20 protein-coding genes are annotated in these 22527 nt (G+C 43.8%); 9 read left to right on the plus strand and 11 right to left on the minus strand.

Translation table 11 applies throughout. The annotated features are described in order from the left end of the window. Positions 1 to 23: 23 nt before the first annotated feature. On the minus strand, positions 24 to 1226 hold the full coding sequence (manA, locus tag J7623_RS20735; RefSeq protein ID WP_291923967.1) for a mannose-6-phosphate isomerase, class I: 1203 nt from the start codon (positions 1224 to 1226) through the stop codon (positions 24 to 26). A gap of 161 nt (positions 1227 to 1387) precedes the next feature. Between manA and J7623_RS20740 the strand changes: the two genes are divergently transcribed. Both J7623_RS20740 and J7623_RS20745 read left to right on the plus strand, forming a co-directional pair. Continuing rightward, complete coding sequence (locus J7623_RS20740) at positions 1388 to 1738, plus strand: YraN family protein (protein ID WP_291923969.1); 351 nt, start codon at positions 1388 to 1390, stop codon at positions 1736 to 1738. Between the two features lie 846 nt (positions 1739 to 2584). Next, positions 2585 to 3766 carry an epoxide hydrolase family protein gene (locus J7623_RS20745; RefSeq protein ID WP_291923971.1) on the plus strand — a complete coding sequence of 394 codons (1182 nt, stop codon included), beginning with the start codon at positions 2585 to 2587 and terminating at the stop codon, positions 3764 to 3766. Positions 3767 to 3921: 155 nt separating this feature from the next. On the opposite strand, the gene purB is transcribed toward J7623_RS20745, so the two are convergent. Next, positions 3922 to 5259 (minus strand): adenylosuccinate lyase, encoded by a 1338-nt coding sequence (gene purB / locus J7623_RS20750; RefSeq protein WP_291923973.1) that lies wholly within the window; start codon positions 5257 to 5259, stop codon positions 3922 to 3924. 141 nt (positions 5260 to 5400) lie between these two features. On the opposite strand from purB, the gene J7623_RS20755 reads away from it, so the two are divergent. Both J7623_RS20755 and J7623_RS20760 read left to right on the plus strand, forming a co-directional pair. Further along, complete coding sequence (locus tag J7623_RS20755; protein WP_291923975.1) at positions 5401 to 6153, plus strand: menaquinone biosynthetic enzyme MqnA/MqnD family protein; 753 nt, start codon at positions 5401 to 5403, stop codon at positions 6151 to 6153. A gap of 166 nt (positions 6154 to 6319) precedes the next feature. Next, positions 6320 to 6979 (plus strand): NAD(P)-binding domain-containing protein, encoded by a 660-nt coding sequence (locus J7623_RS20760; RefSeq protein WP_291923977.1) that lies wholly within the window; start codon positions 6320 to 6322, stop codon positions 6977 to 6979. Between the two features lie 65 nt (positions 6980 to 7044). Here the strand turns inward: J7623_RS20760 and J7623_RS20765 are convergent, their stop codons facing one another. Beyond that, the gene (locus J7623_RS20765) at positions 7045 to 8679 is read right to left on the minus strand and encodes a M1 family metallopeptidase (RefSeq protein WP_291923979.1); all 1635 of its coding nucleotides are present in this window, start codon (positions 8677 to 8679) and stop codon (positions 7045 to 7047) included. A gap of 45 nt (positions 8680 to 8724) precedes the next feature. On the opposite strand from J7623_RS20765, the gene J7623_RS20770 reads away from it, so the two are divergent. Beyond that, the gene (locus J7623_RS20770) at positions 8725 to 10368 is read left to right on the plus strand and encodes an ABC transporter substrate-binding protein (protein ID WP_291923980.1); all 1644 of its coding nucleotides are present in this window, start codon (positions 8725 to 8727) and stop codon (positions 10366 to 10368) included. A gap of 113 nt (positions 10369 to 10481) precedes the next feature. Continuing rightward, positions 10482 to 11261 carry an acyl-CoA desaturase gene (locus J7623_RS20775; RefSeq protein ID WP_291923982.1) on the plus strand — a complete coding sequence of 260 codons (780 nt, stop codon included), beginning with the start codon at positions 10482 to 10484 and terminating at the stop codon, positions 11259 to 11261. 196 nt (positions 11262 to 11457) lie between these two features. On the opposite strand, the gene J7623_RS20780 is transcribed toward J7623_RS20775, so the two are convergent. The 4 genes from J7623_RS20780 to J7623_RS20795 all read right to left on the minus strand — a co-directional run bounded on the left by J7623_RS20780 (position 11458) and on the right by J7623_RS20795 (position 14994). Then, the gene (locus J7623_RS20780; RefSeq protein ID WP_291923984.1) at positions 11458 to 12309 is read right to left on the minus strand and encodes a DUF2911 domain-containing protein; all 852 of its coding nucleotides are present in this window, start codon (positions 12307 to 12309) and stop codon (positions 11458 to 11460) included. 20 nt (positions 12310 to 12329) lie between these two features. After that, a complete protein-coding gene (locus J7623_RS20785; RefSeq protein ID WP_291923986.1) occupies positions 12330 to 12986 on the minus strand; it encodes a response regulator transcription factor in 657 nt (218 codons plus the stop codon). Positions 12987 to 13095: 109 nt separating this feature from the next. Then, entirely contained in the window at positions 13096 to 13866 is a 771-nt protein-coding gene (locus J7623_RS20790) for a histidine kinase (RefSeq protein WP_291923988.1), read from the minus strand. A gap of 705 nt (positions 13867 to 14571) precedes the next feature. Next, positions 14572 to 14994: a hypothetical protein gene (locus J7623_RS20795; protein WP_291923990.1), complete on the minus strand. Its 423-nt coding sequence runs from the start codon at positions 14992 to 14994 to the stop codon at positions 14572 to 14574. Between the two features lie 623 nt (positions 14995 to 15617). On the opposite strand from J7623_RS20795, the gene J7623_RS20800 reads away from it, so the two are divergent. Further along, on the plus strand, positions 15618 to 16514 hold the full coding sequence (locus tag J7623_RS20800) for a hypothetical protein (protein WP_291923992.1): 897 nt from the start codon (positions 15618 to 15620) through the stop codon (positions 16512 to 16514). Positions 16515 to 16647: 133 nt separating this feature from the next. Here the strand turns inward: J7623_RS20800 and xerD are convergent, their stop codons facing one another. After that, the gene (gene xerD / locus J7623_RS20805) at positions 16648 to 17547 is read right to left on the minus strand and encodes a site-specific tyrosine recombinase XerD (protein ID WP_291923994.1); all 900 of its coding nucleotides are present in this window, start codon (positions 17545 to 17547) and stop codon (positions 16648 to 16650) included. A gap of 400 nt (positions 17548 to 17947) precedes the next feature. Then, the gene (locus tag J7623_RS20810) at positions 17948 to 18364 is read right to left on the minus strand and encodes a nucleoside-diphosphate kinase (protein WP_079471943.1); all 417 of its coding nucleotides are present in this window, start codon (positions 18362 to 18364) and stop codon (positions 17948 to 17950) included. Positions 18365 to 18529: 165 nt separating this feature from the next. On the opposite strand from J7623_RS20810, the gene J7623_RS20815 reads away from it, so the two are divergent. Next, on the plus strand, positions 18530 to 19534 hold the full coding sequence (locus J7623_RS20815; RefSeq protein WP_291923999.1) for a DHH family phosphoesterase: 1005 nt from the start codon (positions 18530 to 18532) through the stop codon (positions 19532 to 19534). A gap of 38 nt (positions 19535 to 19572) precedes the next feature. Beyond that, a complete protein-coding gene (locus J7623_RS20820) occupies positions 19573 to 20460 on the plus strand; it encodes an FKBP-type peptidyl-prolyl cis-trans isomerase (protein WP_291924000.1) in 888 nt (295 codons plus the stop codon). 187 nt (positions 20461 to 20647) lie between these two features. On the opposite strand, the gene J7623_RS20825 is transcribed toward J7623_RS20820, so the two are convergent. Next, on the minus strand, positions 20648 to 21460 hold the full coding sequence (locus J7623_RS20825) for a diadenylate cyclase (protein WP_291924001.1): 813 nt from the start codon (positions 21458 to 21460) through the stop codon (positions 20648 to 20650). A gap of 24 nt (positions 21461 to 21484) precedes the next feature. Next, a complete protein-coding gene (gene folP / locus J7623_RS20830; protein ID WP_291924002.1) occupies positions 21485 to 22345 on the minus strand; it encodes a dihydropteroate synthase in 861 nt (286 codons plus the stop codon). Positions 22346 to 22527 lie beyond the last annotated feature (182 nt).

Consider the following 22527-nt stretch of genomic DNA (forward strand, 5'->3'; position numbering starts at 1 on the left):
ATGTGCTTACGGCACCAATCAATTTAAATATTTACCGTCGCTTTGAATATCTCAGCGCCATTATCTGTACTGACTTCATAAGACGCGCCATACACGGTGAATACACACTGTCCTTTTTGTAAAGTCAGTGTATCATCTCCTTTCACAGTAGCGCTACCGTTAATAACAATTAATATTTCCGCTGCTTTTGCTTTGTGCTGGTATACTTTTCCGGCAGGAATATCAATCTTACTTACTTCAAAGTCCGGTGCTGGAGAAGGATAGATTCTTTCCAGTCCGTCTGCACTGACATCTCCTTTAATGATATGCGGTTGTACGCCTTCAAAGCGGGTGTGTTTCAATAATTCAGGAACATCCACATGCTTGGGTGTTAAGCCTCCACGCAGTACATTGTCTGAATTAGCCATCAGCTCTACGTTCTGGCCTTCCAGGTAAGCATGCGGAATGCCTGCGTCCTGGAACACGGCCTCACCGGCTTGTACCTGCATGATGTTGAAGAAGTAGATGGAGAAGATGCCCCTGTCAATTTTGTCAATGCTGGCCGGGTCATTTAATACAGCGCGTGCTGCCCAGAAACCCGGATCTGTTTTCGACAAACGATTGGCTTTATAATCAGGGATCATGCGGTCTGTCAATGGCCGGAGAATAATATTTACCAGCGATTGTGGCATCTCCATAACATTTTTATACAGGCCATAATAACCTTCTTTTTCGTATATGCTTACCAGTGAGGTGAACTCCGGAATGGACGTTAATACCTTATGCAGTTGCTCATGTGGTAAGAAGCCATGCAGCAGGTAAAACTCACTTAATGCCACCATAATCTCCGGTTTATGGTTGTCGTCTTTATAATTGCGGTTGGGAGCATTTAATGGAATACCTTCTGCATTTTCTCTGGCAAATCCTTTCTCTGCTTCACTTTTTGTAGGATGTACCTGGATAGATAACATATCTTTTACATCCAGTATTTTAAACAGGAAAGGTAGTTCTTTGAATTTTTCCCATACAGCAGGACCGGTAATATTAGCAGGGTCTTGTTGTATGAGTTGGTTCAGGGGTAATGTTCCGTTGGCAGTAGTAATAAGGGAAGGCGCACTTGGATGCGCACCCATCCAATATTCTGCACTGGGTTGATCTGTAGGAGCAATACCTAACAACTCCGGAATATATTTATATCCGCCCCAGGCATAGTGCTGTACTTTCCCTTCCAGTCTGAATACGTTCATATATGGTTATCTGTTTTACTTGTTAATTATCAGAGAATTGATAAATTTATATGCGTGCAAAAATAGGTGTTAACTGGTACATTTCAGGTACCCCCCGAAAAGTAAATATTTCTCCTGATTTATCATACTGATTGTTTGTTTTAACCTAACCCATATCGTTTATGGAAAACCATCTGACCCTGGGGCATCAGGGAGAAAACATAGCACAGGCTTATGTTCAACAGCATTGCACCTTACTGCATGTCAACTGGAAATCGGGTCGCCGGGAAATAGATATCATCGCTACAAAAAATGATGTCATTTATTTTATCGAAGTAAAAACCCGCCGTAGCGCACGCTTTGGCTGGCCGGAAACCGCGGTGAACTTTCGTAAGCAGGAACATATACAAGACGCTGCCAGCGATTATTTATGGCAATTCCATTTACATCCTGTTGCCATCCGGTTCGATATTATAGCGATTACTTTTTCGGGAGATGCATATGAATTGATGCATTTCCGGGACGTGTTTTGAGGAGCGGAAAGCATAAAGCAGAAAGCATAAAGCTATTTTAGCGAATGAAAGGAGCGATTGAATAGCGTGAAAGGATAATTTTCGCTCCTTTCATTCGCTAAAATAGCTTTATGCTTTCTGCTTTATGCTTTCCGCTCCATTAACCAGTTATTAACAAAAAAACGCTTGTATTTATTCTTTAATAAATATCATATGCTATATCTTTGCACTGCTTTTAGAATCAGCCCCTGCGTTGTTATATACCCCCGGTATTCCGGTAAATTTCAGGCTATCATTTTTCTCTGAAAAAACTAATGCACAGGTGTGTTCACCTATGTAGAAGACAGTTTATTTATAGCACAACAGAAGAATGAGCCACCGGCAATACCAGTAACAAATGAAGTGCAGGGAATAGAAATTAATACAAATACGGCGTTTGTTTAACCAAGGCATTATCGCCACTGAAATGCAAGACGCAGAGAATTGCTTTCGGGAGTCAACATTTTGGGACTGGCACAAAAGTAAATGAGTACTTTTAGGCTAGTCCCATTTTTTTGTTCGTTATAAAGGATTAGAGGGGATAGCGTATTCTTAGCGTAGTCTTGATAGATTCATTGCTCCTGCAACGAATATTATGCCCTGGGATATGGGCCCAGGGAATCCATGCGGCGCCCGTGAATGTTGCCCTTGCCCAGAGCGGGAAGAAAATACCATTTAGTCACTTGTGTACCCGATATTAATGAATCAGCAGTAAAGGATGATGACCCGGAATAAATAAAATCCGTTTTTTTTTGAAAACCCTTGTTCTCAACTGACACACTGTTGTCATAAGCGGTATAGAACTTTGCTTTAACAAACACAGAAAATATGAAAAAGCTGCTTCTTTTACTGACTTCCTTTTTTATTACCGTAACCATATACGCACAAACCAAAAACAACAACATGTACACTGTTAAACCTTTTAAAATCGACGTTCCTCAAACTGTACTGGACGATCTTCAAAACCGCCTCCGCCAGACCCGTTGGCCTGATGCCCCCGAAAACATTGGCTGGCAATACGGTACTGACCCTGTTTTCCTCCAAAGCCTGGTGTCCTACTGGCAAAATGGTTATAACTGGCGTAAGCAGGAAACCGCGTTGAATCAGTTTCCACAGTTTACGGTGGAAATAGACAGCCTTACCATTCACTTCCTGCACATCAAAAGTAAAAACCCGAATGCGAAGCCCCTGTTGCTTTCACACGGATGGCCGGATTGTTTCTACCGCTTTTATAAAGTAATTCCCCTGCTAACGAACGACTACGACCTGGTGATCCCTTCTATCCCCGGTTTTGGTTTCTCAAGCCGTAAAGCCCTTACGGATGATGGTTCAGCAAAAGTTTTCGCTACACTCATGAAAGATGTACTGGGCTACAAAACTTTCTTTGCAGCCGGTGGGGACGTGGGCAGCGGCATTACTAAATCACTGGCCAATTTGTACCCGGAAAATGTACTGGCCATTCATCTTACAGATGTGGGATATCCCAACGGTTCGGAGGACTGGAGTACCCTATCAAAAAAGGAACAGGAATTCGGACAATTCATCCAGCAATGGTGGTACCGGGAAGGAGCCTATGCCATGCTGCACGCTACCAAGCCGCAAACCCAGGCCTATGGCTTAAATGATTCCCCTACAGGGCTTGCCGCCTGGATCGTTGAAAAGTTTAATACCTGGGGGACACCAGGTGGCACTATTGAGGAACATTTTACAAAAGACGAATTGCTTACCAATATCATGATCTACTGGGTCACGCAAACCATCAATTCCTCTATGCGCAGCTATGCTGTTGGCGCCTTCCAGCAACTGGCTTCCGCCCAAAAAGTGAATGTACCTACCGGCGTGGCTATATTCCCTGGCGATGCTCCCACTCCCATAGAATGGGCGCAAAGAAAAACCAATGTAAAGCGGTTCACCACCATGGAAAAAGGCGGCCACTTTGCGGCGCTGGAAGCACCAGAAATATGGGCAAAGGAAGTAGATACATTCTTTAAAAGTACGGTAGGAAAATAAGTACCTATTATAGTTAGAAGAGTATTACAGTTACGGAGGGAGCGGGTTGGGTGAAGTAGGTCAAAATCAATAGGGGAATTCGTAACAGGAAATTCAAAAAAATTGGGGCCAGCCTAAAAGTAGAAGTGCTTTTAAGCTGGCCCCAATTATATGGCTTACCACAAACCGGTATAGTTGTGCGGTGTAATGGCTTTCAGTTCTTTTTTGAGGGCAGCACTGATTTTCAGACCATCCACAAATTTGTGCATGCTTTTCTGCGTGATCTGTTCTCCGCCACGGGTCAGCTCTTTCAGGGCTTCATATGGCTGTGGATAGTTCTCCCGTCTTAAAACAGTTTGAATCGCTTCCGCTACTACGGCCCAGTTGTTTTCCAGGTCATCTTTTAATTTTGCTTCATTCAGGATCAGTTTACCCAAACCTTTCTGGATGGACTTGGTGGCCAGGAGTGTATGACCGAATGGTACACCGAGGTTACGTAACACGGTGGAATCGGTTAAATCGCGTTGTAAACGGGATACCGGCAGTTTGGCGCTCAGGTGCTCAAACAGGGCATTGGCCAGTCCCAGGTTACCTTCTGCGTTTTCAAAATCAATAGGATTCACTTTGTGTGGCATCGCAGAAGAACCTACTTCATTCTTTTTGATTTTCTGTTTGAAGTAATCCATGGAGATGTAGGTCCATATGTCGCGGCAGAAGTCCAGTAAGATCGTATTGATACGTTTCAGTGCATCAAATTGAGCGGAGATGTTATCATAATGCTCAATCTGCGTGGTATATTTCATCCGTTGCAGGCCCAGCGTGGTATTCACGAATTTCTCCCCGAATTTCTCCCAGTTGATTTTAGGGAAAGCAACGTGGTGAGCATTGAAGTTACCGGTAGCACCGCCAAACTTGGCTGCGAAAGGAATTTGTCCAAGCAGGTTTACCTGTCCTTCCAGTCGCTCTACAAACACCAGGATTTCCTTACCGAGAATGGTAGGGGAAGCCGGTTGTCCGTGAGTACGGGCCAGCATAGGCACTTTCATCCAGCCTTGTCCCAGTTTTTTCAGTTCCAGGATCATGTTAGCCAGTGCAGGCATGTACACATGTTCAACTGCATCTTTCCAGAGGAGCGGGGTGGCGGTATTATTCACGTCTTGTGAAGTGAGGCCGAAGTGTACCCATTCCAGTTTGTCTTCCAAACCGAGATTTTTCAGTTCATTCTTCAGAAAATATTCCACTGCCTTCACGTCGTGGTTGGTAATTTTTTCTGTGTCCTTGATCAGTTGCGCGTTCTCGATGGTGAAGTCCTGGTAAATTTTACGCAGGGCAGGGAACTTGGCTTTGGGCAGTGTAAACAGCTTCTGCTCAGAGAGCGCAATAAAATATTCCACCTCTACCATCACACGGTAACGGATCAACGCAAATTCAGAAAAATAATTGGCCAGCTCGTCCAGTTGCTTGCGATAGCGCCCGTCCAGCGGAGAAATGGCAGTTAATGGTTGTAGTTGCATAATGTATGTATTCCAGTATTACAATTAACATGTTTATCGGCTACAAGTGCTCTCTGAATCCCGGTTTACAGGACAACAATTATTCATTTGGAACTTGTTAACCGGGATTTAGTTACTTTTGCAGCTTCAAAATTACTGAAATTGGAACGGAAAGTAAAAGTTGCGGCTGTAAGTTATTTGAATACGAAGCCTTTATTGTATGGATTCAGGAATCATCCGGTGATGGAGATGATGGAATTATCAATGGATTATCCGGCTAAAATAGCCCAGCAGCTGATAGATGGGGAAGTAGACGTGGCGCTGGTGCCGGTAGCTATTATACCTAAATTAAAGGAATATCATATTATAGCAGATTATTGTATTGGCGCGGAAGGCCCTGTTGCATCTGTTTGTTTATATAGCGATGTACCCTTAAATGAGATTAAACGTATTTACCTAGACTACCAGAGCCGTACTTCTGTAGCGCTGCTCAAAGTACTGGTGCATGAATACTGGAAGCTGGATGTGGAATTTGTGAATACCAGCGGGGATTACCAGGATAAAATAAAAGGAACAGACGCCGGTCTGGTTATCGGTGATCGTGCGCTGGCTCAGCGGAAGGTATCTCCATATATATATGACCTGGCAGAGCACTGGGTACGCTTTACCAGTTTGCCATTCGTATTTGCCGCCTGGATCAGCAATAAACAACTGCCAGCCGCCTTTATTACAGCATTTAATGAAGCCACTGGTATCGGGATTAAAAATATTCCAGCCGTAGTAGCGGAAAACCCTTACGAGATCTACGATCTGGCTACCTATTATATTCATAATATCAGTTACCCATTCACGCCCGCCAAACGGCAGGGAATGCAGCGGTTTTTAGGATATCTGCTGGAAGAGCCTAAAGCATAAAGCAGAAGGCATAAAGCTATTGAAGCGATTGATCTGAGCGGATATTAACATTACTCATTCGCTCCGGTTAGTCGCTTCAATAGCTTTATGCCTTCTGCTTTATGCTTTAGGCTTTTTTAAGTATCTTCACGGTTCGCACCTTTTCTGCTTAATAATATCTACGCTCATGAAAATTGGTATCCTGGGAAGTGGTCCGGTGGGACTAACCCTTGGCAAAGGCCTTATCGATACGGGACATGAAGTAACGATTGGCACCCGTAACCCATTCAGGGAATCATTGCAGCAATGGATTAAAAAGCAAGGCAAACAAGCCATGGCAGGTACTTTTAGGCAGGCCGCCGAATTCGGTGACCTATTGTTGATCTGCACCAGTTGGATTGGCACCAAGAAAGCCATTGAGGCTGCAGGTATCTGGAACTTTAAAACCAAAACAGTAGTAGATGTCACCAATCCGCTGGATGGCAAAGGGCCCGATGAAAACGGGCGACTGACCTTCACCATTGGCCATAATAATTCTGCAGGTGAGCAAATACAGGCCTGGCTGCCACCAGATGCCAACGTGGTAAAGGCTCTCAGCTGTATTGGTCATGAAAGAATGTTGCTGCCTGAATTCCAGGAAGGATCTCCCACTATGTTCATCGCTGGTAACAATAGGGAAGCAAAAAAAGAAGTGATGCAGTTACTGCATCAGATAGGATGGACGGATATTGTTGACATGGGCAATATTGAAATGAGCCGGAGTATAGAACCCCTTAATATTTTATGGGCGGCCTATGGATTTTTAAATGATAGCACCGGGCACGCATTTAAGCTGCTTAAGAAATAATAGTGATAAAAAGAGCGAAGACCGTTATCTGATAACGGTCTTCGCTCTTTTATAAGGACAGGTAACTATTTTACTTCTTTGGTGCGGATATAAAAGTTTTTATCTACCTCAAAGAGCTTAGGATCACTCAACGTGATGTTAGAGCTATGCCATAACGTACCCGGATATATTAATTTGAAGCCATTGTCGCTCAGTTTTACTTTCACCGGCATGTTGAAATCCTTTACATCAGACACCCAGCGGTATTGCAGTTGTTGCCCTGCGAAACGGTACTCCAGGGTTGGAATGGTGGTATGACGCAGGTATTGATCAAATACTTTGTTCAGGTTCATTCCCACAGCCTGGCTCATATACTCTTCTATCTGCCGGGTTGTCACCGTTTGATGATAGAATGTTTTATTGAGTCCTCTCAGCATTTGCCGGAAGGCCTCATCATTTTCCATGATCTGGCGGATGTTGTGGATCATGTTGGCACCTTTATAATACATATCCCCGCTGCCTTCTGCGTTTACCCCGTAAGGTGCAATGATCGGCTCATCGTTTTTAATATTCTTCCGGATACCCTGTACATATTCGTTGGCTGCTTTAAGACCATACTGGCATTCGGTAAACAGGGTTTCTGAATAATTGGTAAAGGATTCATGGATCCACATATCTGCAATGTCTTTGCTGGTAATACTGTTACCGAACCATTCATGCCCGCTTTCATGTATCACCAGGAAGTCCCATTTCAGTCCCCAGCCGGTGCCAGAGAGGTCTGTGCCTTTATATCCCATCCTGAAGTTGTTGCCATAGGCTACGGCACTTTGATGTTCCATTCCGAGATAAGGAGTTTCTACCAGCTTGTAGCTGTCTTTATAAAAGGGGTATTTACCAAACCAGTATTCAAAGCATTTCAGCATAGGCTTTACCACCTTGAAATGTTCCCGGGCTTTTTCTTCATTGTAGTCCAGCACCCAATAGCTCAGGTCCAGTTTACCACCTTCACCGGAGTAGCTGTCTTTAATCTCGGTGTAGTTGCCGATGTTCAGCGCTACATCATAGTTGTTAATCGGGTTGCTTACATACCATATATAGGTATGCGTGCCATCTGGATTGTCAACGGTTTTCTTCAGCCGTCCGTTGGAAATATCTGTAAGGTCACCGGGAACGGTCACGTTAATAGTCATGTCTTCCGGCTCATCACTCTGGGTATCTTTATTCGGCCACCATGCGCTGGCGCCAAGGCCCTGCACGGCTGTGGCTACCCATGGGCGACCTTTTTCATCTTTAGCCCATACCACGCCACCATCCCATGGAGCGTTCTTTGCCCGGCGTGGTTTACCACTATAGAAAACAGTGATCTGTTTCTTTTTATCTTTTGCTTGTGGCGTAGTGATTCTGATAAACCACGCATTACTGTCACGGGTAAACGATAACGACTTCTTATCCTGTAAAACACTGTCGATGACCATCGGATACTGCAGGTCTATCTGCATCACAGAATCCGGTTTCAGTATTTTATAAGTGATGGTGTTGGACCCTGAGAAGGTACTGTCGTCCATATTTACCTGCACGTGCAGGTCGTAGGTAATGACATCCCACCAGGCCCGGGCGGGAGTAATGGTACCTCTGAGCGTGTCCGCTCTGCTGAACTGATGTTGGGCCGCTACGGTGAATGTTACCAGGAGGGCTATACAAAGCATTGTGATGCCGCGCATATTTATTCGTATATTTTAGCCTGAAAGATATTAATTTACTGCCAAATGAAAAGTTGTTATTGTCAGGCGGTTATAATCAGATGTTGGGTAGCCTTGTTGGGAAGCTGGCTACTGTGGTCCTGTGGCAGTCCGGAAAAACAGCGGTTGTCTGTATTCCGCTATAACAGCACCAATAGTATTGCCAGCCTGGATCCGGCATTCGCCAAAAGCCAGGAGGTCATATGGGCGGTAAAGCAATTGTATAATACGTTGGTAGAACCCGACAGCAACCTGGTGATTCGTCCTTCACTGGCCAGGCAGTGGCGGGTATCAGCAGATCATCGCACCTATACTTTTGATCTGAGAACGGATGTTTATTTTCATGACAGCGAGGTGTTTCCTGGGGGCAAAGGTCGCCGTATGACGGCGCAGGATGTAGTTTACAGCCTGCATCGTATTATGGACCCGGCCACGGCTTCTCCGGGCGCCTGGATTTTTAATGGCAAACTCAGCGCCGACAGCGGTTTTCGGGCATTGAATGACTCCACCTTTGAACTGACCCTGTATCGCCCGTTTCATCCGGTACTGGGCATACTGAGTATGCAATATTGTTCCATTGTACCGCATGAAGCCATCGAAAAATATGGGAAGGATTTCCGCAGTCATCCCTGTGGTACCGGGCCTTTCCGCTTTTTCCTCTGGGAAGAAGGACAGGCGTTGGTATTACATCGTCATCCGGATTATTTTGAGAAAGACAGTACCGGCCACCAGTTGCCTTACCTGGAAGCGGTACAGGTGAGCTTCCTGGAAAGCAAAGCGGCGGAATTCCTGTTGTTCCGCCAGGGTCAATTGGATTTCATGAATGATATTGATGCTTCATTTAAAGACGAGGTACTCACCAAACAAGGCCGCCTTAGAAAAGAGTGGGAGGGCAAAATGGTACTGAATAAACACCCATATCTGAATACTGAATACCTGGGATTCCTGGTGGATGACGGGAATCGGTTGGTGACAGCATCGCCTATCCACCTTAAAAAAATACGACAGGCTATCAATTACGGTATCGACCGTACGAAAATGATGACTTACCTCCGTAACGGCATTGGTACTGCTGCCATGGCGGGTTTTGTGCCAGCAGGCCTGCCATCATTTGATAGCAGCAAAGTAAAAGGGTATCCGTTTAACCCAACGCTGAGCCGGCAGTTATTAAAAGAGGCGGGATACCCGCAAGGGCAGGGGTTACCGGTGATCAGGCTGTTGTCCATTCCCATTTATGCGGACCTGGCTAACTATGTGGCCAGCCAGTTGCAGGAAGTGGGGATCCGTATCCAGGTAGAGATTGTACAGAAAAGTTTGCTGCTGGAGCAAACGGCGAAGTCGCAGGCCCTCTTTTTCCGCGGTAGCTGGATTGCTGATTACCCGGATGCCGAAAGCTACCTGGCGATGTTTTATAGTAAAAACCCGGCGCCACCCAACTACACCCGCTACAAGAACCCTGCTTTTGACGCCCTGTATGAAAAATCGCTGGAGGAGAACAACGACAGCCTCCGCTATGCAGCCTATCAGGCGATGGATAACATGATTACTTCAGATGCCGCTGTGGTACCGCTTTTCTATGATGAAGTGGTGCGTCTGGTACAGCCAAACGTATCCGGGTTTCCGGGTAACGGTATGAATTTGTTGGAGTTACGTTGGGTAAAGAAACGCTGAGATTTTAAATTAATTTAACATTTCATTGGCCATAGGGGTTTCTTTTTTGTCTTTATTACGGTCTATTTAGCTTACCTTTGGCGCTTATTTGTCACTTTACATTAAAAACAGAAATGACGGCGATCCTGATATTCTTTTGTGTGCATTGGTTCTTTTCCTTGTTCTTCCACACATTCTATTTACACAGGTATGCATCTCACCAGATGTATACTACCAGCAAATTCTGGGAACGTTTCTTTTATTTTAGTACCTGGTTTTTCCAGGGTTCTTCATACCTGATTCCAAGAGCTTATGGCGTTATGCACCGCATGCACCATGAGTTCAGTGATACTGAACACGATCCGCATTCTCCACACTTCTTTAAAGATGTTTGGGGTATGATGGTACAAACCCGCAGAATTTACAATGGTTTTGTAACACGTACCAACGAAGTAGATCCTAAATTCCTCGCGGAACCATTACCAGAATGGGATGCCATGGATAAATTCGGCGACCACAACATTACCCGTTTCCTTTGGATGGCTGCTTATGTAGCATTTTATGTAGTGTTTGTACCTGCAGGTATGTGGTACCTCTATTTACTGTTACCTATCCACTTCCTGATGGGACCTGTACAGGGTGCTATCGTTAACTGGTGCGGTCATAAATATGGTTATCAGAATTTCGATAATAGTGATCACTCCCGTAATACTTCTCCATGGGGCATTATCCTGATGGGAGAATTGTTCCAGAATAACCACCACAAATTCAAAGACAGTCCAAATTTCGCGAAGAAATGGTATGAATTTGATCCAAGCTACCAGGTAATGAAATTGTTGAACTTTGTAGGTATCATTAAGCTGAAGCCAGCCATGATTACACCTGCACAGTTGAAGAACGCGAAAGCGGCATAGTACACCGTACAATCAATCTGTTACAATAAAAGAACGTGCCTTACCGTAATTGGTGAGGCATTTTCTTTTGGAGCAGAAAGCAGAAAGCAGAAAGCAAAAAGCTATTGTAGCGAATGATATAAGCGGATGAGTAATTTAAATACTCGTGCTAATCATTCGCTACAATAGCTTTTTGCTTTAAGCTTTCTGCTTTCTGCTACTTAATAGTAGCCAGTAACTTTTTATTCAGCGTTACATAGTCATCGTTTTTAGCGGTAGTGGCCAGTTCGATAGATTTCTGTGCTGCTGCTTTTGCTACTGCTACGTTTTTAGCTTTTGCATTGATACGTGCTTTCTGATACCAAACCCAGAATGCCTCGGGGCTTTGAGTGGCTGCTTCATTGATCCATTCTACAGCTTTGTTCAGGTCTTTACCATTTTCAAAGTAGTAAACCGCTGCCTGGTAGTAAGGCTTCTTCTCAGCCGACTGCATCGCGTCGTTGATCTGAGCTGTGATCTTATCATCGATGTCGGCAGTGATGGTTACGGGAACCTTGGTTTTGTCCCAGCTGAGTGCCAGCACTACAGAATTGGAACGTACGTTTTCAAAGCCGATGGTGAAGCTTTCCTGGGTGAAAGGAGCAGATATTGGTTTTACCTGTACGCGGGCAATGTCATTTTCTGGTTTGTAGGCAGCAGGGCTGGTGACGTCCAGGCTGCTGGTCAGAATGATGGTCCAGGATTGTGCACCGGGAATAGACAGTAAACCATATTTACCGGCTTTCACGGCTACGCCGCCGAATTTTACATCTTCACCGAAAGTGATGGTGGTAGCGCTGTTGGCACCAGTTCTCCATACTTTACCATAAGGTACGAGGTCGCCCATGATCACACGGCCGTTCTTCTGCGGACGCGAATAGCTCAGCTCTATGTTGGATAAAGCAAAGTCTTGTTTAATGGTTTGAGTAGGGCTGGGCGCAGGCATTTTAATGCCCTGAGCCAGCGTAGTGCCGGCATACAGTAGCAGCATCGCGCCTGCTGTGGCAGCAAAGGTTTTAATAGTTCTCATGATTTGGTGGGTATTTAAGTCTATTCTATTAATCCGTTTCGGAATGCGTACAGTACTAATCCAACGCTGTTTTTAACGTTGATTTTTTCTAATAATTTTTGACGGATACCTTCTACAGTACGTGGACTCAGGAAGATCTGTTCAGAAATTTCCTGGGTGGTGAGTTCATTACAGATCAGCTTCAACACCTCCTGTTCCCGGTCGTTTAATTGTATTTCATTTTTTAGCGTAGGCTTAAACTGCTGTTTATTTTTATGTAATACTTTTTTAAGAAGTGCCAGGTTTACATTTTCATTGAAATAAAATCCTTTGTCGAAGGTAGTACAGATGGCTTCGTATATTTCTTCAGGCTCGGCATTTTTCAGCAGATAGGCATTGGCGCCGTTTTCCACGAGATGGACAATGAAGTTGTCGTCTTCATACATGGTGAGTATGATGATTTTTACATCAGGATATTTCTCTTTTACTTTAATGGTGGCTTCAATGCCATCCATATTCGGCATTTTAAGATCCATCAGGATCACGTCCGGTTGCTGTGTTTCCATGATTTGCAACAGGTGTAAGCCATCATCTGCCTCAAAAACGAAGCTGATATTTTCATACGGAGTAAGCGTGTTAATCACTCCACTGCGAAAGATTTTATGATCATCCGCAATAGCCACTTTTATGTGTGCCATAGGTGGACAGTTAGAAGATTTGCTATTATTTTATTGAGAATAAATTACTATAAGTCATGCCGTTACAAACACAACCGGATGGCAATTTAGTAATAAAACAACATAAGTATCAACTATTCTGTGTGGGCGCCTGATAATTCTCTACACTAATCGAAGCAATAGTTCCTTGTGGTGTTCTGGGAGTGAAGGTAATATTTCCACCGATAATATTCAGACGGCTTTCAATATTTTTGAGTCCCAGGCTACCGGTTTTCTTGCGGGAATCGGCCATGGACGCAATCAGGGCTCCATTACCATCGTCTTCCACATTGATGGTCAACAGGGAAGGAGTGGTTTGGTAAGTAATCAGTATTTCAGTAGCCTGGGCATGTTTCAGGATATTATTCATGAGTTCCTGTACTACGCGATATACGTTCAGGGCTTTCTCCCGGTCTACTGTTTGCCCGTTGCCAGCGGTTTTAAAGCTGATCTTTACCTGTTTGTTTTTGTTCATCAAATTGCAGAACGAATCCAGGGCATGCGCCAGTCCCAGGTTTTCCAATGCCTGTGGGTGGAGGCTTTGAGAGATAAAGCGCAGCTGCTGAATAATAATGTCAGCAAAGTCTTTGGTTTCTTTCAGGCGTTCCGTTTCCCCGTTACCGGTTTTGAGCAAAGGTTGCAGCCCGCCGAGGTTTAATTTCAATACAGATAGCTGAGCACCTACCTCGTCATGGAGGTCTTCGGCAATACGTTTGCGTTCCTGTTCCTGGCCCTGGAGCACTGCGATGAGGCGTTCCCGTTGGAGCTGCAGGTCTTTATCGCGAATCCGCAGTTTGTGTTGGATAACCTGTTTTTGTTGTAGAATCACTAAGCCAACTACCAAGGCTCCCAGAAGAAGCATTGCGGCCGTCCCGATTATCATTATTTCGATAAAACTCATTATTTCTTTTTAGTTACATTCCTAAGCCCAATATAAAAAAGAATTAATTGTAAAATGCCAGCAATAAGCGTGATAGTAAAGGTAACAGTAGAAATTATATTTTGGCGTTCCAGGTAATTGTAGCTGAGTGAAAATATGAACGAGCCACATAGATAGAGGAATAATCCGGAATTGAACCAGAAATCTGCCAGATTATTAATGAAAATTGACTGTTCAATCAGCTCATTATCATTCAATAACTGTAAAAAAAAGATAATAGCGTATACAAGCAACACAAAGGAACGTATACTTGTAAATAAGGAGTTGTAGTTATCGATTCCTTCAATTTTGAAGAGATCCAGGATTAAAATGATAAGAACGGGGCCAGGTAATATTTTTATAGTTTTTTTTACAATGGGGTTTTTAATGACAGTACTATAGAAAACAGATAAAATCAGGAATTGGATAAAGTACATTAGTGTAAAGAACCACATATTGTTATGAATAATGTATTCTATACAGAACGACCCTACAGCAAATACAATGCTGCTAACCAGGTAATAATAGATACTCCTTCCTGCTTTGTCCAGAAAGCTATAATGTAATGTAAAGGGGATCAAAAGCAAGCATTCGATCCCCAACATAATATAGAAGATGATTTTGTAGACTTCCACTTATTTGTTTTTTCTAAGGTTGTTTACCGTTGCAGTAAGATGGACATGGCAGACCAGCGTCCAATATTTTAGCTTGCATACTTTTTGACTGAATACCAGAAGATAGCGCTGCAGGGTCTTCAGGTAATGGAAGGATATCATTTCCCTTTTCATCTACTGCTACCAATACCATTTTCTTTTCTTTTATTCCATCGCCGTCAGTATCTATCTTTAATCCAAAATATATTCTTAATGCTGTAGCTCCAGGTTGATCAAGTAATTCCAATACCTTATCCCGTCCAAAGCAGATCGCTTTAATGTGAGGATTTAATGTTTTTTGATGTGCACTCGCAGCCGCATGATCATCATCATGATTTTTAGTTAGGATGTTCATTTCATCCAGAGAAATGAAAGCGCCCGCATCCGAAGGAATGGGCCTTTTGTTAGAATCGCTCATAGTGGGTAAGTTTTAGTTTTGGGTAAAATTATTATAATTTATCACATATACAAGCACCGTCCCATACCAGATTGCATATCTGTATGCGCGGTAAAACATGTGATAACTCAATGCACTGCTATGTTTAAACGATTTTATCGAGTGTCTGTAAATGAAGCAATTACGTAGACTTAGCGGGAAAATGCGTATAAATACGTATCCTCTCAGAAGCAACAATGCCATTAGGAGTTGACAACCTTTTCACTTATCCCGGCAGGATAGTATCCATTAATTTAAATAATTGTTTGTTGGGAGATGATCAATTTCACCTTTAATTTTTAGCTCCAAATAGTTTTCCAATATGATCTTTGCTGCTAACCCCTTGCCAGTCAATCCGCTCACGTATTTTTTATAAGAAGATACGTACTTCTACGCATTCCCTTTTTTCAGTTTTTAAACGCTTGACTGCTCCTCTAAACTTCTTAATCTTTGTATGGTCAACGGCTTAGTAGTCTATTGTCCTCAGAAAAGTTAAATAGTAAATTGGCCTTTCTACCTTGTTTGTCGTTTTGGATTAGTATATGCAGAATTATTTCATCGGGTGATGCTCGTTAACCCCTTTTTTTTTCTTAAAAAATAAAATCATGAGTTACCTATTAATCGGAAACATCTCTGCACTAATTTGTAATGATTGTATTGAGCCTTTGGCCAATGCGCGTATCCGGGTTTATCTGCCGGACATACAGCAACGGGAGGCTTACCAGGCATCTGGTATTTTTAACGATATGAAGCCCTTGTCGGCCAAAGAAGTGCTCATGAAAGCAGATCGCCTGCTGGCAGAAGCCACACTGGATGATAAAGGGAATTTCACATTGACCTGGGAGGAAGTACATCTTTTTACGGAGCCATTGGAGCTGGATCTTTGCCTCGACCAGTTACCGGGAAAAAATGGCAGCAGGCAACCCCGCAACTTCCACCTCAGTAATGTGGTGTTGCATTGGAAACGTAACAGTAACGGCTACGTAGGGGCGTACGCGTATGTAATCCCTGCAGCGGCCTGGCATAATATATATGCCAACGCCGGCGCCTGGGTAATTACCGGTGTGGTAAAACCCTATCTCGGCGGCGCCGGACAGGCACAACTTAAAATTGAGGCCTACAATGCCCTCAACGGTCAAATGATCGGGCAGGCCAACACCAATGAAGAAGGCCGTTACTTCCTGCATTTCTCCAGGCAGCACCTGGCCACTGGTGTGATGCAAACCGCGATACCAGGCCGCAAAAACCTGGGACCGGATGTATATTTTAAAATTTACAGGAACGGGCAAATGCTGTGGGCGGAAGACGAAAGGATGTCGCAGGCCCGCGATCGCCGGGATCTTGGACCTTGCAGCAATGTCAACATTATTTATAAACCCTCAAAGGTGAGAAGAGCTTCCAGCCAGATTGGTAGCTGGTTAAGCGACATGATCACCCTCACGGGCCCACGAAAAAAGAAGAGTGATAAATATCGTTTGCTAACCCATTACAGCTTATTGTAAAAGTGTATTGAAAGTTCGAAGATTTTGTACTGTTTGTAAATCCCTTCGTTAGTTTATATGTTCAGAGAGGTTGACCCACTTAAAAGGCAGAATACAGCTATCTTTCCCCGGATAGCTGTTTCTTTTTTACCCGTTAAAACCTGGGATGGAAACGTTGCAGCGTGTCCCTTAAATATTCCCGGTCCAGGTGTGTATAGATTTCCGTGGTGGTAATGCTTTCATGACCCAGCATTTCCTGCACTGCCCGGAGATCGGCGCCGCCTTCCACCAGGTGCGTGGCAAAGGAATGCCGGAAGGTATGCGGTGATACATTCTTATTGATCCCGGCTTTTTTAGTCAGCTCCTTGATGACCAGGAAAATCATTACACGGCTCAGGGCGCCACCGCGGCGGTTCAGGAACAGGGTATCTTCCTGCCCGTATTTAACGGGTAACTCTATACGAACATTTCTCCGGTAGATATCTATTTGCCGCATGGCATCTTTGCCAATTGGAACCATCCTTTCCTTATTGCCTTTACCTATTACGCGGATAAAGCCTACGTCCATATGTAGCTGGGTGATTTGCAGGTTAATGACTTCACTCACCCGGAGTCCACAACTATACATCGTTTCCAGGATGGCTTTGTTGCGGTGTCCTTCGGCCGTGTCCAGTGGTATCTGGGCGATAATGCGTTCTATTTCTTCAAACGTGAGAACGTCTGGGAGTTTGCGCAATACTTTGGGTGCTTCCAGCAATTGGGTAGGATCTTCCTGGGCCATGTCTTCCAGCAGCAGGAATTTGTAAAATGCTTTCAGACCGGAAATGGTACGGGCTTGAGAGGTAGCGGTCATACCCAGTTGAGCGATCCATTGCACACATCCCTGCAGTTCTTCCAGCGTTACATCCTGGGGGCGGAATTTGTCTTTACCCACTGCCATGAGATACTGCTCGAGTTTCTCTACATCCCGCAAATATGCTTCAATGGAGTGGTCGGACATGGACCGCTCTAATCTTAAATACCCTTTAAACAACTTCCGGAATGATTGCCACATAGGAGGGCAAGTTAGAAAGATTTAAGCTAAACAACGTCAACGGCTATCTGAAATGATAATATTCTATCAGTATTTTCGGGCTAAAAAGAGGAGTGAGGTTTTTATTTGAAGTGTTGCTGCTAATAAAACGATATATATAATTGATAATGAGATGAATATTGGGTATGAAAAATGATCGTTTTTATATAGAAAAAACCGCCGGAAATGGGCTTTTTCTCATTCATATTTTTATTAAAAATCATGTGTTTACGACGATTTGGCAGGAAATTACATTTATTTAATGAGTTGATTTAAATAAACTGTTCTAAATATTTGAAGATGAATGAATTGAAATGATATAAAATGAAAAAGGCCGGCGTTTATAAGCGCCGGCCTTTTTTCATCAGTAAAATGATGAGAACTAGAATTTTTCCAGACCGCTGAAGAAGAAATTACCTTCAATAGCAGCGTTCTCATCAGAGTCGGAACCGTGAACTGCGTTACGGCCAATTGACTCTGCATATTTTTTACGGATGGTACCTTCTTCTGCATTAGCAGGGTTGGTAGCACCAATCAGTTTGCGAAAATCTTCAACGGCGTTGTCTTTCTCCAGGATAGCTGCTACGATGTGGCCGCTGCTCATGAATTCTACCAGTTCACCGTAAAATGGTCTTTCCGCATGTACTGCATAAAACTCACCTGCTTTAGCAGTAGATAACTGCGTCATTTTCATGGCTACGATGCGGAAACCTGCAGCGTTGATCATGTTTAAAATGCCGCCAATGTGCCCGTTTGCTACTGCATCAGGCTTGATCATAGTAAATGTTCTGTTGCTCATATAATGTTTAATTCCGAATTACAGATTAGGCCGCAAAAGTAATTACATTTTCTTTAGTGGTAAAAAATTTTGAAATTCTGGCTCAAATAAAGATCTTCGCACTTCGTTTTCTGTTTCAACCACTTGTTGTGATTGGAAATCAACTCTTAACATTACAGTTTTTTAATGAAGCCGATCGAGGAAATTAAGCCTTTGCTGGAAAGCCCGAAGAAAGTGGTGATCACGATGCATCAAAAGCCAGATGCGGATGCCATGGGATCTTCCTTAGCAATGTATCACTATTTAGTGCAGAAAGGACACCAGGTAACTGTAATCTCACCCACCAACTTTCCTGATTTTTTAAAGTGGATGCCCGCAGCAGATCTCGTTATAGACTACGAATCTTCTATGGACCGCGCTATTGATGCACTGAAAGACATTGATCTCCTGTTTTGCCTGGACTTCAACGCCCTCTACCGCACCAAAAACCTGGCGCCCCACCTGGAAAAACTGGATTGTATCAAAATCCTGATAGACCATCACCTGGAGCCACATCCCAATTTTGACTACGGGGTGAGCGATACCAGTGCCAGCTCCACCGCCCAATTAGTTTATGAAACTATATATAAATTGGGAGATGAGCAGTATATTAACCTCGAAATTGCCGAGTGCATCTATGCCGGTACCGTTACCGATACAGGTTCATTCCGCTTTGCATCTACCTCTGCTGCCGTACACCGTATGGTGGCTGATTTGATGGACAGAGGATTACGCCACGAGGTAATCCACCAGGCGATATACGATAACTTCCTGGAAAACCGCCTGCGCTTTCTCGGCCACAGCCTGCTGAACCGCATGGAGGTATTCTATGAATATAACACCGCTATGCTGGCTATTCCTTATTCAGATCTGAAAAGGTTCGACCTGCAAACCGGAGATACTGAAGGACTGGTGAACTTCCTCCTGTCTATTCAGGGGATCAAAATGGCGGCCCTGATCATCGACAGGAACTCAGAAGTGAAACTATCGTTCCGCTCCAAAGGCGACTTTGATGTAAATACCTTCGCCCGCAAATATTTTGATGGCGGCGGACACTTCAACGCCTCCGGCGGTCGCAGTGTAGACTCACTGGAAAAAACCGTTGACCGCTTCATCAAAGCCGTCGAGGAAAACGAGGACCTGTTACAATAAACTGTACACAACGTATTTCAACCTACTAATACAATCAAATGAAAAAAAACAATCAGTTATTAGTTGCAACTGCAGCATTAGGCTTACTGGTAGCCAGCTGTGGTACTGGTGTTAAAAAAACACCGGGCGGTATTGAGTATATCGTTCACAAATCCGGCAGCGGTCCACAACTGAAATTGGGTGATACCGCCCTGTTGAACGTAACTCAGCGGATCAATGACTCCCTGCTGGGCGAATCGCGTAAAATGGTTGGAGCTCCTATTCCGGTGTTGGTGGCTAAGCCCCAGAACAAGTATGACCTGATGGAAGGTATTGCCCTCCTGCACGAAGGCGATAGCGCTACATTCGTTATTCCCTGGGATTCATTACCTGCTCAGGAACGTCCTCCATTCGGTAAAAAAGGAGATAAGCTGAAAATTACTTTCGCTGTAGAAGCTAAATACTCTGCTGCTGCTCAGAAAGAAAAAGATGAAAAGCTCATCAAAGAATACCTGGAGAAAAACAAGATCAACGCTACTAAAAACGCTGCTGGCGTATACGTAGCTGTTACCCAGGAAGGTACCGGTAATGTGCCTAATGCAGGTGATACCGTTTATGTACACTACACTGGTAAACTGCTCAGCGGTAAAGTATTTGATTCCAGCCAGGATTCAACTATGCGCCCAGGTATGCCGTTAGAACCAATTAAATTCCCTATCGGTCGTGGTTTCGTTATCAGAGGTTGGGATGCTGGTTTAGCCGGTCTGAAAAAAGGTTCCAAAGCTACCCTGGTAATTCCTTCTGTATTAGCTTACGGCTTACAAGGTAGTCCTCCGGTAATTCCTGGAAACTCTGTCCTGGTATTTGACGTACAATTGGTAGATATTAAAGCTGGCGCCCCTGAAGTTGCTGCTCCTGCTGCACTTCCTGTTCCAGGCAAGAAATAATAAAACAGCCGTTAGCTTTTAGCTATCAGCTTTTAAAAAAAGGAGACCGGTACAATACCGGTCTCCTTTCTTTTTATAATAATTATAAAAAAGGAGATCAATACCCGATCTCCTTTTCTACATTTCTTTTTTATTGATCTCCGCTGCATTTACTAAAAGCTAACAGCTAATGGCTAACAGCTATTCCTCATGCATATCCGTCGATCAACACTTCATATAACTTTACTTTAAGGTCTTCCAGCGATACATCTTGTGTCAGCACCCCATCCATCGCATACGACACTGTTCCCCGTTCTTCCGACACAATAATCGCCAGGTTATCACTATGCTCTGTAATTCCAACTGCCGACCGATGGCGTAAACCAATACGGGTAGGCAGATTAGGATTTTCAGATACCGGCAGTATTACTTTGGCCGCCAGGATTTTATTACCTACTATAATCAGGGCGCCATCATGCAATGGGCTGTGTTTCTCAAAAATACTTTCAATCAGCTTGGCGCTCACATTCCCGTCGATAGGAATGCTGGAGGCAGAATCGAACTTCAGGCGGTAAGTAGTGGCAATTACGATCAACGCACCGGTAGAAGTACTCTGCATCCGGCTTACCGCCACAATCAGTTCATTAATAATATTTTCTTCTTCTTTATAACTCTTAAACTTATCAGGCAGGAACAATTTGGTCAGAAAACTATCCTTACTCAACGGGGTTTTCTTTCCCAGTACCAACAGGAACTTTCGTATCTCCGGTTGAAAAATGATAATGATCGCAATGATACCTACATTGATAAAGTTTTGTAAGATGCTGGTCAGGATTGGCATCTGTAATGCCCTGACCAGGAAATACGCGGCATATACCATCAACAACCCAACGAAAATATTGAAGGCAAGACTACCTTTTAATAAACGATATAATTGAATGATTAAAAAAACAACAATCACCAGGTCCAAAATATTCAGCCAGCGAAACTCAACTCCATAAAATTGTATTACGTCCTTCATAGTTGTAAAAATAGCAAGATTTAATTAGCCTTTCATTTTCTCCATAATCCTTACTGCTTCTACAGCAGCTTTAACGTCATGTACCCTTAATATATGTGTACCCTGTTGCAGGGCAATAGTATTCAATACCGTGGTGCCATTCAATGCTTCTACCGGCGTGATGTTCAGAAGTTTATAAATCATCGACTTACGGGAAATGCCCGTCAGTACAGGTATGCCGAGCAGGTCTTTAAAAAGATGCAGATTTTTGAGCAGCGTATAATTATGATCGATTGTTTTTCCGAATCCAAAGCCGGGATCCGCGATGAAGTCTTTGATGCCCGCCGCCCGCGCTACGGCCAGCTTTTGTTTTAGATAGTCCAGTACTTCACTGACAACATCCTCATAGTGTGGCTGCTGCTGCATGGTTGCAGGCTTTCCCTGCATGTGCATCGCAATATAGGGTACCTGCAATTGTCCTACTACCGGGATCATTTGCTCGTCCATATCGCCTGCGCTCACATCATTAATAATAGCGGCGCCGGCATGTACCGTTTTTTCTGCTACAGCGGCGTACCACGTATCAATAGAAATAATGGCGGTTGGAAAGCGGTTCAATATAGCATGAATAGCTGGTAATAAGCGATGTAATTCTTCGTCTGCGCCAACGACTTCCGCTCCGGGCCGCGTGCTTTGTGCGCCCAGATCCAGGATGGCAGCGCCTTCTTCCAGGTGTTGTCTGGCTTTTTCTACTACCTGGTGCAACTCATGCATACGGTTACCTTCATAAAACGAATCGGTGGTAACATTAATAATCCCCATTACCACAGGCGTAGAAAGTGATAGTAATTGCCCCCTGCAATTAATAGCAGGAGCAGATAATGTATGGATATGGTCTGGTTTCATCTGGTGATATTAAGCAGTTAGCATGCAGGTATTATGCCTGATGCTCATATAGTTCAGGCCTTTTACCCGAAATTCTTTATTTTGCCTGCAAATCTATGAAGTTAAATCAATCATTTTCGAATTTAGAAATTTAGTGCTTTAATCCGGCTGCCAATTTAACGGCAACAGCACTGTGTTTCACG

Origin of the sequence: Chitinophaga sp. (assembly GCF_017745275.1) — a bacterium.
Taxonomy (GTDB): Bacteria; Bacteroidota; Bacteroidia; order Chitinophagales; family Chitinophagaceae; genus Chitinophaga.

Excerpts from the sequence above, each read along its gene's own strand:
- manA (WP_291923967.1), bottom strand. The coding sequence starts at position 1,226 with ATGAACGTATTCAGACTGGAAGGGAAAGTACAGCACTATGCCTGGGGC.
- J7623_RS20740 (WP_291923969.1), top strand. The coding sequence starts at position 1,388 with ATGGAAAACCATCTGACCCTGGGGCATCAGGGAGAAAACATAGCACAG.
- J7623_RS20745 (WP_291923971.1), top strand. The coding sequence starts at position 2,585 with ATGAAAAAGCTGCTTCTTTTACTGACTTCCTTTTTTATTACCGTAACC.
- purB (WP_291923973.1), bottom strand. The coding sequence starts at position 5,259 with ATGCAACTACAACCATTAACTGCCATTTCTCCGCTGGACGGGCGCTAT.
- J7623_RS20760 (WP_291923977.1), top strand. The coding sequence starts at position 6,320 with ATGAAAATTGGTATCCTGGGAAGTGGTCCGGTGGGACTAACCCTTGGC.
- J7623_RS20765 (WP_291923979.1), bottom strand. The coding sequence starts at position 8,679 with ATGCGCGGCATCACAATGCTTTGTATAGCCCTCCTGGTAACATTCACC.
- J7623_RS20770 (WP_291923980.1), top strand. The coding sequence starts at position 8,725 with ATGAAAAGTTGTTATTGTCAGGCGGTTATAATCAGATGTTGGGTAGCC.
- J7623_RS20775 (WP_291923982.1), top strand. The coding sequence starts at position 10,482 with ATGACGGCGATCCTGATATTCTTTTGTGTGCATTGGTTCTTTTCCTTG.
- J7623_RS20780 (WP_291923984.1), bottom strand. The coding sequence starts at position 12,309 with ATGAGAACTATTAAAACCTTTGCTGCCACAGCAGGCGCGATGCTGCTA.
- J7623_RS20785 (WP_291923986.1), bottom strand. The coding sequence starts at position 12,986 with ATGGCACACATAAAAGTGGCTATTGCGGATGATCATAAAATCTTTCGC.
- J7623_RS20790 (WP_291923988.1), bottom strand. The coding sequence starts at position 13,866 with ATGCTTCTTCTGGGAGCCTTGGTAGTTGGCTTAGTGATTCTACAACAA.
- J7623_RS20795 (WP_291923990.1), bottom strand. The coding sequence starts at position 14,994 with ATGAGCGATTCTAACAAAAGGCCCATTCCTTCGGATGCGGGCGCTTTC.
- J7623_RS20800 (WP_291923992.1), top strand. The coding sequence starts at position 15,618 with ATGAGTTACCTATTAATCGGAAACATCTCTGCACTAATTTGTAATGAT.
- xerD (WP_291923994.1), bottom strand. The coding sequence starts at position 17,547 with ATGTGGCAATCATTCCGGAAGTTGTTTAAAGGGTATTTAAGATTAGAG.
- J7623_RS20810 (WP_079471943.1), bottom strand. The coding sequence starts at position 18,364 with ATGAGCAACAGAACATTTACTATGATCAAGCCTGATGCAGTAGCAAAC.
- J7623_RS20815 (WP_291923999.1), top strand. The coding sequence starts at position 18,530 with ATGAAGCCGATCGAGGAAATTAAGCCTTTGCTGGAAAGCCCGAAGAAA.
- J7623_RS20820 (WP_291924000.1), top strand. The coding sequence starts at position 19,573 with ATGAAAAAAAACAATCAGTTATTAGTTGCAACTGCAGCATTAGGCTTA.
- J7623_RS20825 (WP_291924001.1), bottom strand. The coding sequence starts at position 21,460 with ATGAAGGACGTAATACAATTTTATGGAGTTGAGTTTCGCTGGCTGAAT.
- folP (WP_291924002.1), bottom strand. The coding sequence starts at position 22,345 with ATGAAACCAGACCATATCCATACATTATCTGCTCCTGCTATTAATTGC.